Here is a 12,019-nt window from a genome sequence, read left to right on the forward strand (position 1 = left end):
GCGATGGAGCGTACCGTGCCTCTTCCCGACGGAATCGACCCCGATGCGGCTACGGCCACGTTCAAAAATGGTGTGTTAACGCTCGTAATTCCAAAATCACGGGAAGTGCAAGCAGACACAAAGCGCATTCCTGTCCAGGCGGGTTAAGCCGTCCTCCCCTCGCAACCCGCCATATTGTCCGCAACCGTCCCCCGGTTGCGGACATTTTTAGTTCTGCTCCGGCTAACGCCCGTGAAGTCTTCCCAACCAAAACTGATAGCTGTCAAGTCGGAGGCTGCACATGTGAGCTAGCTTCGTAATGCTGCGCAGGCAAAACCACCTTCAGCGTAGCCTAATCACTCAATACGGAGGATCGCGACATGACAACAGATAGCGACATCAAACGTGATGTGGAAAGCGAACTCAAATGGGATCCGGACATAGATGCCTCTGACATCGGAGTGGCGGTGAAAAGTGGGGTCGTCACGCTCAGCGGCTTTGTGCGCAGCTTCGCCCAGAAATATGAGGCCGAGAAAGCAACCAAGCGGGTCAAGGGTGTTCTCGGTGTCGCCAACGACATCGAGGTTCGACTGCCGTCGCTTCACGAAAAACCCGATCCGGAGATCGCACGCGCTGCCGTGGAGGCACTCAAGTTCGAGCTTCCCTACTCCCACGAAAACTTCAAGGTCGTCGTCAAGGACGGTTGGGTAACCCTCGAAGGCAGTGCCGAGTGGGAATATCAACGCAACCGCGCTGAAGCGGCCGTGCGAAAGGTCAAGGGTGTCAAGGGTATCTCGAACCTGGTGACGCTAAAGCCGCGCGTCACGCCAACGGAAGTCAAGTCCCAGATCGAGGCGGCGCTGAAGCGAATGGTCGAGGTCGACGCGAACCGCGTGACAGTGACCGCCAGCGGCGGCGAAGTGACCCTGACGGGCTCCGTGCGCACCTGGGCGGAACGGCAGGAGGCGGAGCGTGCGGCCTGGCGGGCGCCCGGCGTCACCAAGGTTGACAACCGCATAACCATCTCACCGTGATCAATCAACGTTGATGCCAGCCGCGCTTTCTACTGGCCCGGCTGGCATCCCCTGATAGAGGAGCTTGTGGCGTGCGCCGTAAACGGGACCCCGAACCGCATCTGCCCGAGACGATGGATCCAGACCAGATTGAACTGGCCAGCATAGGGTCGTTTCCCGCGAGTGATCCCCCTTCGTGGATTCCCATGTATCTCGGCCGCCCGCAGACATCTGCACGACAAGATTCCCATGAAATGGGTGATCCTCACACAGACGCCTCGGATGGCCGTCAATGTGTCGAGGCTAAATCCCCACCTGATCCCCAGTCGCCGGACCATGTCCGTGGCAGAGCGCCGAGATAGCAATGCACGATTTGCTGGCCCGAACACTAATCCTGCTCGCCGCGTCGGGACTCGCGGTCGGTTTCTTTAGCGCGTTCAGGATGCCCGCGGCCACGGGCTACCTGCTCGTCGGCGTAGCGCTCGGGCCGCACGGCTTCAACCTGATCGGCTCCGCGCAGGATACGCAGTTTCTGGCGGAACTCGGCCTGATCTTTCTGATGTTCATGGTCGGCCTCGAATTCTCGATTCCAACAGTTCTCGGCGCGCGCTGGGATGTGCTTGGCGCCGGCAGCCTGCAGGTGGGCATGACGATGGCTCTCGTGGCGATGGGGCTTTTCCTGATCGGCGTGGCGGTACAACCGGCAATCATCATGGGCGGCGCCATTGCCATGTCGTCGACAGCCATCGCCCTGAAGCAACTCGCTGAGCAGGGTGAAATCACCAGTCGGCACGGGCGGCTCGCGCTCGGAATATTGCTTTTCCAAGACCTGGCAACACTCCCGCTGCTCATCCTGGCGGACGCGTGGTCCAAGGACGGAACCCTGGCTCCCATGGCAATTCTAAAGCAGATGGCGGTTGCGACCGCGGCTCTTCTCGCCGCAGCCGTCATCGCGCGGCCATTGATCCGCCTTGGATTCTCGTGGGTACTCAAGTCCCGTTCCGCCGACCTCTTCCTTTTGTGGGTGCTAATGACTGCCCTCGGCACCGCCTATGTCGTCCATCTTGCAGGGCTGGCCCCGCCGATCGGAGCCTTTGTCGCCGGCATGGTCATTGGCGAGAGCGAATTTCGCCATCGTGTAGAGGAAGACATCCGGCCATTCCGCGACGTTTTGGTGGGCCTGTTCTTCATTACCGTGGGGATGGGTATCGATTTGTCGGCCATAACGAGCTTTCCAGGCTCGATCATCCTTTGGGTGCTCGTGTTCGTTCCCGCAAAGGCGCTCTTGGCTTTCGCGACCGGCCTCATTACCGGGGTGCACCGGGAGGCATCGGCGAGGGCCGCTGTCATTCTCGCGCATGGCGGCGAGTTCGGATTGCTCCTCATGGCGCTTGCTCTCCAGTCCGGCATCGTCTCGCCTGAATTGGGCCAGCCGATGCTGATAGCGCTTGCCCTTACGATGGGGCTCGCCCCCCTCGTCATACAGCGCAACCACTGGGCCGAATGGCCTTTCGGCCGTCGTGATCGCCGCTTCGCAGCAACGGAAGCATCGATCCGAGCGCAAAGCGGTGACTTCCATGATCACGTCATCCTGTGCGGTTGCGGTCGCGTGGGTCGCCTCGTCGCAACAGTCCTGGAATCGGCGGATATCCCCTATATCGCCATTGAAACGGATTTGTCACGGTATCGTGCCGCACGCCGGCAATCTCATGAGGTCGTCTTCGGCGACGCGAGACATTATCGCATTCTCGAGGCGGTGGGGCTGGAACGAGCACTTTTGGTTGTCATCACTTTCGATCATCGCAACACGGTGGAGCGCGTCCTGCATCGGATTAAGGCGCTCGAAACGGCGCCGGCTTCCCTCGTTTCGACCGCTGACGATCTCGATATGGCGCACTTGGCGCGGCTCGACGCAACCGCGGTGTTCCCGGAAAATCTCGCAGCTGGCCTCGAACTCGCGGATCGCGCGCTGCTGCTGTGTGGGAAGACGCAGGACGACGCGGCTCGCATCGTGAACACGGTCAGGGCGGGGCTCGTCCAGGGATGAGAAGAAGGGTCCGAGGCCCAAGGGTATGACTGCCAATATGAGTGAACAAACGTAAACATTGAAGGAAATGATCATGGTCAAGAAGGCGCTCTATGTCCGACTGGAAGCCAAGCCGGGTTTCGAATCCAAGGTCGAGGAATTCCTCTTAAGCGCCCTGCCGCTGGTGGAGGCGGAACCGGCAACGAAAGCCTGGTTCGCAATCAAGATGGGTCCCGCGACGTTCGGCATCTTCGACGTATTCCCGGACGATGCCGGCCGCGACGCCCATCTCGCGGGAAAGGTCGCCGAGGCATTGATGGTGCGCGCGGGGGAATTGCTTCGCACGCCGCCTCAGATCGAGAAGATTGATGTGCTCGCAGCCAAGCTGCCGTGAAGCGGCGCGGACGACCGATATCATCTCCAGCGGCTGCTTGCTGAACGCTTGTGCCGTCCAAGACGCCAAGAGAGCAGAGAATTCGATTCGCTCCGTCCGCAGGTGCCGCATGCTATGGTCGCAAGCGGTGGCCACGCCGAGACGCGATGCATGGGTCGTCAGGACCTTGCTGACGATCAAGACCTCCGCGCCGGCCTAAACGGGCCTCGCCGACCACGGGACAGCGGGCCCCTTGCTGGTCCCACCACGATATAGGCGGAACCGCAAAAAACTGACGGTTATCACGGTTAGCACGGTGCGGCGATCATATCCTTCTTCCATGGCGACTTTGAATGTCGACCACCGCCTCACGAACCCAGGGCGGCTTCTCGGCGCCGGAGCTCGCTGCCTCGATCCAGGTCGCGATGGATGCGCTGGCCCCCGTGCACTGAAGCCGGCTCGGTAAGACACAGGCAGATTGTTTTGAATGCGGTCTTGCTCAGGTAAAACTGATGATCATCAAGGCCGGGAGCGTCCTCCCGGTTGGGTTGCAATCGTGCAGACGCCCGCTGCACGGCCCGGCCAGGCGATGCGCCGCCGCATCCTCCCCGAGCCTGGCCGGGCCTCCGCAGTGTCTGATTACGGACTCATTTGCAGCGCTTAAACGGGTGCATCTTGCCGTGAGAGCTTCGAGATGAAACAGGCACGACCGATCTGACCGGGCACACTTTTCTCCGCGCCGAGATCGTCAGTGCAGATATTTGCGGTCGGCCGCAGCCTGAACGATGAGGGATTTGTAGAGCAGGGCAAAGCCCTGCATCAAGCGCAAGTAGTCCTCGTGGCGCGAGGCGAAAGCATGGGCCATTTGCATCAGCTCTGGGTTGGTGCGTTCCATATCACCAATCGCTCTGACCGTGAATGCTTCGACGCCCTCCTCATCGATGTCGCGCACCAGCGCGTCACGCGTCTGTGCCGTCACGCTCGGCAGGGCATGCATGACTGAATGATCGTTGCCATCGGCGGATTGCAGGGTCAGCAGCTGGTAAAACATGCCGAAGCCGACCATGATCCGCGACGCGTCCCTGAAGTCGGATGCGCACTTGCGTGCCATCTCCAGAAACTCCGGGTTTTCCCGGGTCAGGCACGCCACGATCTCCTCCATGCATGCATCGGGACCCAAATCATCGAACTGCCTGGACACGAATTCCCGGGTCAGTTCGGTCACGCGGGGAAGAAAGCTCATAGGCTACGTTGTCCTTGTGCATATAGTTGTTACAGCCAATGAAAATAGGCGAGGAGCCGGCGGAATCAAACTTACAAATCCGTAACGGCAAGGCCACGATGAACTGTTGGGTAGTATCGTTGGCGCCTCAAACGAGGGGGCAAAGTCAGACACCATATTCTAGCGACCGAGCGGGAAGACTTTCCAGGCCTGTACAAAGCATAAGCAGTGAGGCGCGTGTGCATGAGCGTAGCGAGGATGATGTTGTGCTCGTGCGGACGACACCCGCACCGCAAATATGTGCTCATCCCGCCTGAGCAAGGCTCGCAAGAACTGAAAGCCGTTCCGCTTGGCCGAGTTGACGCACGCCCAAACGGTCCATCATGTGCGAGCGGTGAACCTCGACCGTGCGCACACTGATGCCGAGACTGAAGGCGATGACCTTGTTTGGCTGCCCGGCCACCAGTGCCTCGAGAACCTCTCGCTCGCGTGGACTGAGCGTATCGATCAGCAAGGCCGCCGCAGATATATCGTCGGCTCGACCCGTGGCCGCGCCGGTCTTCAGCGCCGACTCAATCGCCGCTACCAGGACATCGTCACTGTAGGGCTTCTCAATGAAGTCGACTGCTCCCGCCTTCATCGCACGGACCGCAGTCTGCACGTCGCCTTGAGCGGTTATCACGATGACGGGCAAGTCCGGGTTTATCAGCAGAAGGCGAGCCTGAACCTCGAAGCCGTCCATCTCCGGCATGCGAAGATCCAGCAGAACACAGCCCATGGCCAAGTCGTCCGCAACGCCGAGGAATCCCGCGGGCGTGGCATACGAGACCACCCGGAAACCAACCGCCTCCAGTAGGCGCTCCAGCGACCGGCGGATCGCAGGGTCGTCATCAACAACGTAAACGAACGGGGCGGTGGTCATCTTCGTCTCATCGCTCCTGCGGGACAGGCAGGGTCACGCGAAAGATTGCGCCGCCGCCTGCGTTCGGCTCGTATCGCAACTTGCCGCCGTGGGCCTCGACGATCGTGCGGCAGATCGACAGCCCCAATCCCATGCCGTTGCTTTTGGTGGTGTGGAATGGCTCAAAGAGGTGTTCGACAATGTCGTCCGCCAGGCCAGAGCCACGATCTGCCACCGTGATCTCGATCGACTCATGATCGAGCCGCGACGTGGCCACGTCCAACTCGCGCTGCTCACTCTCTGCCAACGCCTCATGAGCGTTGCGGATCAGGTTGAGCATGACCTGCTGAAGTTGAATTCGGTTTCCTAACACCGCATCGGCGCGCGGATCGAAGCTCAGCCGGGTCCGCACGTCGTGTGCTCCGGCTCCCACTGAAGCGAGATCGCTGGCTTCGCAAATCAAGTCGGGGAGTTTTTCAATCCGCATTTCCGTCTCGCCACGCGTGACAAACTCTCGCAGACGCCGAATGATCTCACCAGCGCGCAGCGCCTGGTCTGCGGCTTCGTCGAGCACTTCCCGGACGGTGTCGGCGCTATGTGTGCTTCTTGCCATCATCCGGCGACCGGCGTTGACCGAGTTGGTGAACGCGGTCAGCGGTTGGTTCAATTCATGCGCCAATGCACCGGCCATCTGCCCGGCTGCGCTCAGCCGGGACGCATGAAGGAGCTCCAACTGCAGTTCTTGCGCGCGAACATCCGCCCGCTCGCGTTCCTTGGCTTCGAGGGTCAGTCGCTCGAGCGCTTCCGCCAACTCGCATGTTCGTTCAGACACCCGCTGCTCAAGCGATTCGTTGAGGCGTCGAAGATTTTCTTCAAGCATTCTTTGCCCCCTCAGATCGCGGCTGACGGTTGCCATGTTCATAGGGCGACCGGTGCGCAGTTCGTCGATGCGGAACCATTCGACCAGGAAGGGAATGTCTTCCCCAGTCTTGAAATGCCGGAAATTGAGCTCGCCGAGCCAGCGCCCGGTCTCCCTTACCAGAGGCATCAGTTCGCGATGCGCGCGCGCTTGCTCCTCTGGAGCCAGGAAGTCGAAGATGCTAAGCTGGCGCGCTTCCTCAATGCCGGAAAGCCCCAGCAGGTCGCAGCCAGCCTTGTTGAGATACTGTACGGTGCCTTCCAAACGTGCAAAACCAACGAACTCGGAGGATCGCTCGATCAGACTTGCCGTACGCCGCTGCTGCGCTTCCGCATGCCCGCGCTGTATCGCGAGGGTCGCGTGGCTTGCGGCAATTCCGAGAAGCAGTCGATGCGTCTCGCTCGGAAAATGCGGGTTGACGGAACCAGCGACAATCCCGCCGCCGCCGCCAAAGCCCATCGGCACCGCCGCCATATGGAATGCCCCGCTCCCAAACGGGTTGTCGATCACGAATGTCTGCTCGTGGGTTCCGAGCCATGCAGCGCGCAGAATGCTTTCGATGCGACCAAACGACTCGACACCCACCGCCTGGCTCGTTCGCATAACTTCTACCGCAGCTTCGTCGCGCAGCCCCGGCGCAGCCACGTAAATGACATCCGCGTTGAGCATGGAGATCAACGCGGCTGCGACACTGTCGGCGATCTGCCGCGAATTGTAGTCTTTCCAGATTGCCGGCAGCGTTGAAAGCGCGACGAGATCGCGGATGCAATGCCTTAGCTCTTGCGGTTCGAAAAGCTCGTCGACCCTGAGCATGTCGCCTGATCCAAATACAGGACGCGTATCGAACCTTCAGCGCTTGTCCATAACGCCGAAGCAGAGCGGCAAGAATGACCTCCGAAGTTGCCGGGTAGCGAAGAGCCTTTCGCTGTTGCGGAACGTTCACACAGGCCGAAGGTGCAATTTCCAATGTTTGCTAAGAAAAGTTCACACCATGTATAGGCCGCGCAGCCACCGCTTCCTGGCCGGACTATATATCACCTGCCTCGATTGCCCAACGCATTTAATTCTAAGGGCATGGGTGGCTCGACATAGGAACTACGGGCCGTGGTGAGGCTTTCAGCCCTTCGTCAACCGTTGGAAAGCTTAAATGCTGCGAGTTATGAGAGCTGAAACCATAGCCGTTCAGATGCTCCGCACGGCCGACGCCGGAATTCATGTGGCCTTTGGGCATTGCGCACAACGGGGAAATGCTCTTCGCAGAAGGCGCGGCAGAGCAGAAGTCGAGCACACGCACGGACCGTCAGATTTTCATGGCGGTTCACCACGACCATGACAATTACGAAAAATTACTTAATGGCTTAGGCGGCAATCCCCCTTTACATTTTCGGCCTTGCTCGGCCGCACGCAGCGGAGCTCTCGGAGGCACGACGGTGGCAAAACTCAAGGAGCCCCTCGACGGCGCGGTTGGGCAAAACATTGACGTGGCCCTACAGCGGCTAAAAAACTCCAGGAGTCTTGGTCTGGACCTATTCCCGGCTCTAGATATCGCGATCGCCATAACGGGCGCCGACATGGGCACTCTGCAACGCTTTGACGAAAGTACCGACTGCCTTAAACTTGTTGCCAGCCGCGGTTTCTCCAGCAAAGCCGAGAGCTTTTTCAGCATCGTGCGTCGCGACACCAACACCACTTGCGCTGCGGCGCTCACGAGGCGCATGCGTGTGTTTGTCGAAGACGTCTCGACGAGTTACCTGTTTGTGGGCACTGTTGAGCTCGACATGATGAGCGCCGACGGCATTGCTGCCGTGCAATCGACCCCGCTGATCAGCAGCAATGGCCGTCTCTGGGGCATGCTCTCGACGCACTTTCGCAAAGCGCAGGTAGAGAGCGAGTTCGATCATGCTCCGCTTGATCGGCTTGCCCTCCAGATCGCGGACAGCCTGGAGCAACAAAAGAGCGTGGTGCCAAACCAGCATAATAATACAAGATCAGATCCGGGAGACTGATATGAAGTCGACGCCCCAGCCCATTCCCTTTGGCGGAACCATGCTGCGCGGCGACCGGCATGTCTGTGCGTTCTTCAACTCGGCGGCGGAAGAATACCATACGTTGCTTCCATTTGTTTGCGACGGCATCAACTGCGGCCAGCGCGCCTATCACGTCCTCCCCGATCACCACAAGGAGGATCACTTTCAGCGGTTGCGCAACCCGGTATCGACGTCGAGAAGGTGAGGAAGAGCCGGCAACTCGAAGTAGCGGTGCCAGAGGATACCTATCTCAGGACCGGGCGCTTCAACAAGGATGCCATGCTCGTCCTCATCCAGGAGGCCCTGAAGGCCGGAGCCGGTCTCGGGTTCCCCTTGACGCGGATGGTCGCGCATGCCGAAGCGGCAGTAGACGACTGGAAGAGTAGCAATGAATGGGTGGAGTACGAGATGCGCCTCAATAGCGTGCTGTCGAATTACGACGACCCGGTAATCTGTACCTTCGATGCCAATCTGCTGACGGCGCCGCATGCCATCGATATTCTTCGTACGCATCCGATGGTGATCATCGGCGGCGTCCTCGTCGAGAACAGTTTCTTCACGCGCCCGCAGGATTTCATTCGCGAGGTCCAGTCGCGAACCGGACCGACTCGATCCTATCGGGCATAGGCCGACGGCTGCACCACGCCTTTACCGGCATAGCGGCATATTGCCAAGGCGATCGGCTCACGTTTCGATCCCCGCCTCGGAAATGAAGGCGATGCAATAATCGGCTCCAACCTGAGGGTTCAGGACAAATGGGCGTTTCAGGAAAGGTTGGCTCAAGGCCGCCTTTCGGTGAGGCGAAACCATCCAAGGCGTTTTGAAACCGGGGCTTTCGTCGGTACGCGGGACGAGCCGATCGCGCACGTGCCTCTCTAACGGGCCGATCCATAGCCAGCAGCCTGGCTTTCCCGGCGCCACCACGCGCAGAGCTTTCGACATCGCTTAAATATTGCTCCTTCACAAGAACTGCGCCTTTAAAGGGTTTCTGTTCTCAAGGCAGGGGCCGGTCCGATCTCTTCAGGCCGACCAGACTGAGCTTGCGGAGAACTTCATGTGGCGCAGGCATGCGCCATACGGTTTGAAAGCTCTCCACGACATTGCGCGCCGTCACGGCGAGGCCTGGAAGGGCAACCCAGGCCGGGGCGAGGCGGTCGAGCAGGGCGGTGACGGTGATGGAAGCAGCGGTTTCGCCTTGCCGGAACGGCTGCTGGGCGGCAATCGCCACAAGCGGCTCGTTGGCCGCAAGGCCGATTGTGGCCTCCTGGCCAAGATCCACCGTCGCCATCGAAATCTTGCGGCCCATCACTTCGAGAATCCGGGCGGCAGTCATTGCCGGCGTGTCCCATACGACAAATAGGCCGGCAAGTTCGGGATGGGTTTCGGCAAGCGCCCGCGTGGTTGCTGCGACCGCTGATAGCGCCGGAAAACGCCGTACGTGCAGCGAAACATCCGGGCGGTTGACCTGCATCCATTTCACGAAGGCGATCTCGCGTTCGTTGGTTGCGAAGAAATCGGCGTCATAGCCGAGCACGCCCACCTCGGCGCCCTCGGGCAGATGCGGTGACAATCCTTCCGCCGCGATCTTTCCGAGGCCGAAATTGTCCGCCGAGATCAGCGAGACATAGTCCTTGCCTGGAAGCAGGCCGGTCGGCACGTTATCGAGCAGGACGAGCTTGATGCCGGCCGCTGAAACGCGCGCATGCGGTGCCGCGACTTTCGAGTTGGCGACGGGCAGCGATATGATTGCATCCGGTGCCTCAAGGATCAGGCGCTCCAGGGCCTCTATCTGCGCCTCCGGGTCGAAAGCGCAATCGACCACGTCGATCACCGCGACCCCGCAATTGCCGAGCGTGCCGACGATGCCCGAAAGCTGCTGCTTGGCCCAGTCGCTCTCAAGCGTGTGCAGCACGATTGCGACGCGCAAGCCGCTTGCCCGCGCCCGCTCCATGTCTTCGGGCAGGAGCAGCACGCGCTCGGGTGCCGAGGCGCGTTCGCCGTGAGGTCCAAGACCGGTAATCGCCATTCAAATCCTCCTCACATGTCCGGCGGACGGACACTGTCTCCCTTGATGATCTTCCGCTGGGCGATCTCGGTTTTCATCTGCTGGAAAAGCGGATGCGTTTGGGGCTGGCCCGACATGATCCAGTCTCGCAGCATCGGTGCCGCGAAGAGGCCTTCGGTCGCGACGATGGCGGCCCCGACAAGCCCCGACGAGCTGCCCATCTGTGAGCGGATGATCTGCAGATCGCGGCTGACGAGCGGATGGCAGGCACCGTAGATCGCCTCCCGCGCGGAGGCGAGAAGAATGTCATTGGTCTGGGCGATCGAACCGGACAGCACGATGAGCGCCGGGTTCAGCATGTTGGCGAGCGTCGCCACCACCTGGCCGATCAGCCGGCCACTCTGCGACAGGATCTCGATTGCAGCCGCATCGCCCATTTGGGCGGCTTGGGCGACTTCGAGCGCCGTGATATCGCCGCCCCGCCGAACAAGCTCGGCGAGGACTGGGCTCGCTCCGCTCTCCGCCGCAAGCCTGCCGTCCTGGGCGATGTGGTCCGATCCCGCCATCGCCTCAAGGGTGCCGGCCCTGTCGCCTAGCGTCACCGGTACCGAACCGATGAGGCCGACGGTACCCTGCGCGCCGCGAAACAGCGTTCCGTCGCTTGCCAACCCGGCGCCGATGCGTTTGCCGACCTTGACCAAAAGCATCGTGCGTTGATTGCGTCCGGCACCGGCGTGGAGTTCGCCCATCGTCATTGTTTCGACGCTGGAGCGAAGCCAGACTGGAGCGTTGAAGGCGGCGACCAGCGTTTCCACCAGCGGAAAGCTCTCCCAACCCGGAAGGACACCCGGTGTGGCACGCTGGAAAAGTGTCTCGCCGCCGTCGGAGACGGCGCCGGGTACGGAAATGGAAATGCCGTAGAGCCGAGGATTTGACTGCCGCTCAAGAATCCAGCGGAACAGCGTCACCAGCCGTTCTGCAAGGGCCGACGCCGGCTGAGCGAATTCGGTTGTCTCGTGATGCTCCATCAGCAGCGAGCCGGAAAGATCGGCAACGCCGACGCCGAGTGCGGTCTGATCGAGCGTGGCGACGAGAATGCGTCCGCGATCCCCGGAAAACCGCACGAGGCGCGGCGCCCGGCCTCCGGTGGCGGTGGCGAGCTCGCTTTCGTCGACCAGTCCGAGCTCGCCGAGCGTGGCGAGCCGGTCCGCTACCACGGCACGGCCGAGTTCGCTTTGCCGTTCGATCTCCTGGCGGGTCGTCGCGCGACCGGTCCTCACGAGATTAAGAATGTCCACGAGGCTCGGGGCAGCGGTTTCCGAGACGCTAGGGCGGCCCTTGCGTCGTGGGCGGATGTCCGCCTCCACAGATGCCATCCTTGGCATGACCGCATCCTTTCGCCCGCGATTCCGATCTCGTCTGAAGTGATAGCCAGCAAGCTTTCGGCTGGCAACTTCAAACTTTTGTATTAAATCTGCAAAAGACTGGGTTAATATGTGTTTAAAATGTTGACATAGATTTTTTGCCGACGTAACACTCGTCGCACGAGTTGAA

12 protein-coding genes are annotated in these 12,019 nt (G+C 60.5%); 7 read left to right on the forward strand and 5 right to left on the reverse strand.

Features of this window, described 5'->3' with window-relative positions:
* Nucleotides 1-3: 3 nt before the first annotated feature.
* The 4 genes from FHT77_RS19530 to FHT77_RS19545 all read left to right on the forward strand — a co-directional run bounded on the left by FHT77_RS19530 (nt 4) and on the right by FHT77_RS19545 (nt 3,412).
* On the forward strand, nt 4-147 hold the full coding sequence (locus FHT77_RS19530) for an Hsp20/alpha crystallin family protein (RefSeq protein ID WP_246719964.1): 144 nt from the start codon (nt 4-6) through the stop codon (nt 145-147).
* 212 nt (nt 148-359) lie between these two features.
* Nucleotides 360-1,013, forward strand: coding sequence for a BON domain-containing protein (locus FHT77_RS19535; protein ID WP_183756579.1), 654 nt, complete (start codon nt 360-362; stop codon nt 1,011-1,013).
* 343 nt (nt 1,014-1,356) lie between these two features.
* Entirely contained in the window at nt 1,357-3,039 is a 1,683-nt protein-coding gene (locus FHT77_RS19540; protein ID WP_183756580.1) for a cation:proton antiporter, read from the forward strand.
* Nucleotides 3,040-3,112: 73 nt separating this feature from the next.
* A complete protein-coding gene (locus FHT77_RS19545) occupies nt 3,113-3,412 on the forward strand; it encodes a putative quinol monooxygenase (protein ID WP_183756581.1) in 300 nt (99 codons plus the stop codon).
* 727 nt (nt 3,413-4,139) lie between these two features.
* Here the strand turns inward: FHT77_RS19545 and FHT77_RS19550 are convergent.
* The 3 genes from FHT77_RS19550 to FHT77_RS19560 all read right to left on the reverse strand — a co-directional run bounded on the left by FHT77_RS19550 (nt 4,140) and on the right by FHT77_RS19560 (nt 7,246).
* Nucleotides 4,140-4,634, reverse strand: a complete 495-nt coding sequence (locus FHT77_RS19550) for a hypothetical protein (RefSeq protein ID WP_183756582.1) — start codon at nt 4,632-4,634, stop codon at nt 4,140-4,142.
* Between the two features lie 283 nt (nt 4,635-4,917).
* Nucleotides 4,918-5,535 (reverse strand): response regulator transcription factor, encoded by a 618-nt coding sequence (locus FHT77_RS19555; protein WP_183756583.1) that lies wholly within the window; start codon nt 5,533-5,535, stop codon nt 4,918-4,920.
* A gap of 7 nt (nt 5,536-5,542) precedes the next feature.
* Nucleotides 5,543-7,246, reverse strand: coding sequence for an ATP-binding protein (locus FHT77_RS19560; protein WP_183756584.1), 1,704 nt, complete (start codon nt 7,244-7,246; stop codon nt 5,543-5,545).
* A 434-nt stretch (nt 7,247-7,680) separates the two neighbouring features.
* On the opposite strand from FHT77_RS19560, the gene FHT77_RS19565 reads away from it, so the two are divergent.
* From FHT77_RS19565 to FHT77_RS19575, 3 genes are read left to right on the forward strand one after another with little or no spacing between them, the layout of a single operon-like run.
* Nucleotides 7,681-8,439: a GAF domain-containing protein gene (locus FHT77_RS19565; RefSeq protein ID WP_183756585.1), complete on the forward strand. Its 759-nt coding sequence runs from the start codon at nt 7,681-7,683 to the stop codon at nt 8,437-8,439.
* A 1-nt stretch (nt 8,440) separates the two neighbouring features.
* On the forward strand, nt 8,441-8,665 hold the full coding sequence (locus FHT77_RS19570; RefSeq protein ID WP_183756586.1) for a hypothetical protein: 225 nt from the start codon (nt 8,441-8,443) through the stop codon (nt 8,663-8,665).
* Nucleotides 8,662-9,087, forward strand: a complete 426-nt coding sequence (locus FHT77_RS19575; protein ID WP_183756587.1) for an MEDS domain-containing protein — start codon at nt 8,662-8,664, stop codon at nt 9,085-9,087. Before FHT77_RS19570 ends, FHT77_RS19575 begins: the two co-directional genes overlap by 4 nt.
* Nucleotides 9,088-9,454: 367 nt before the next feature.
* Here the strand turns inward: FHT77_RS19575 and FHT77_RS19580 are convergent, their stop codons facing one another.
* Complete coding sequence (locus FHT77_RS19580) at nt 9,455-10,486, reverse strand: substrate-binding domain-containing protein (protein WP_183756588.1); 1,032 nt, start codon at nt 10,484-10,486, stop codon at nt 9,455-9,457.
* Nucleotides 10,487-10,497: 11 nt separating this feature from the next.
* Nucleotides 10,498-11,850: an ROK family protein gene (locus tag FHT77_RS19585; protein WP_183756589.1), complete on the reverse strand. Its 1,353-nt coding sequence runs from the start codon at nt 11,848-11,850 to the stop codon at nt 10,498-10,500.
* Between the last annotated feature and the right edge of the window lie 169 nt (nt 11,851-12,019).

Source organism: Rhizobium sp. BK181 (genome assembly GCF_014193305.1).
Classification (GTDB): Bacteria; Pseudomonadota; Alphaproteobacteria; order Rhizobiales; family Rhizobiaceae; genus Rhizobium.

Excerpts from the sequence above, each read along its gene's own strand:
- FHT77_RS19580 (WP_183756588.1), bottom strand. The coding sequence starts at position 10,486 with ATGGCGATTACCGGTCTTGGACCTCACGGCGAACGCGCCTCGGCACCC.
- FHT77_RS19560 (WP_183756584.1), bottom strand. The coding sequence starts at position 7,246 with ATGCTCAGGGTCGACGAGCTTTTCGAACCGCAAGAGCTAAGGCATTGC.
- FHT77_RS19535 (WP_183756579.1), top strand. The coding sequence starts at position 360 with ATGACAACAGATAGCGACATCAAACGTGATGTGGAAAGCGAACTCAAA.
- FHT77_RS19530 (WP_246719964.1), top strand. The coding sequence starts at position 4 with ATGGAGCGTACCGTGCCTCTTCCCGACGGAATCGACCCCGATGCGGCT.
- FHT77_RS19545 (WP_183756581.1), top strand. The coding sequence starts at position 3,113 with ATGGTCAAGAAGGCGCTCTATGTCCGACTGGAAGCCAAGCCGGGTTTC.
- FHT77_RS19540 (WP_183756580.1), top strand. The coding sequence starts at position 1,357 with ATGCACGATTTGCTGGCCCGAACACTAATCCTGCTCGCCGCGTCGGGA.
- FHT77_RS19550 (WP_183756582.1), bottom strand. The coding sequence starts at position 4,634 with ATGAGCTTTCTTCCCCGCGTGACCGAACTGACCCGGGAATTCGTGTCC.
- FHT77_RS19555 (WP_183756583.1), bottom strand. The coding sequence starts at position 5,535 with ATGACCACCGCCCCGTTCGTTTACGTTGTTGATGACGACCCTGCGATC.
- FHT77_RS19565 (WP_183756585.1), top strand. The coding sequence starts at position 7,681 with ATGCTCTTCGCAGAAGGCGCGGCAGAGCAGAAGTCGAGCACACGCACG.
- FHT77_RS19585 (WP_183756589.1), bottom strand. The coding sequence starts at position 11,850 with ATGCCAAGGATGGCATCTGTGGAGGCGGACATCCGCCCACGACGCAAG.
- FHT77_RS19570 (WP_183756586.1), top strand. The coding sequence starts at position 8,441 with ATGAAGTCGACGCCCCAGCCCATTCCCTTTGGCGGAACCATGCTGCGC.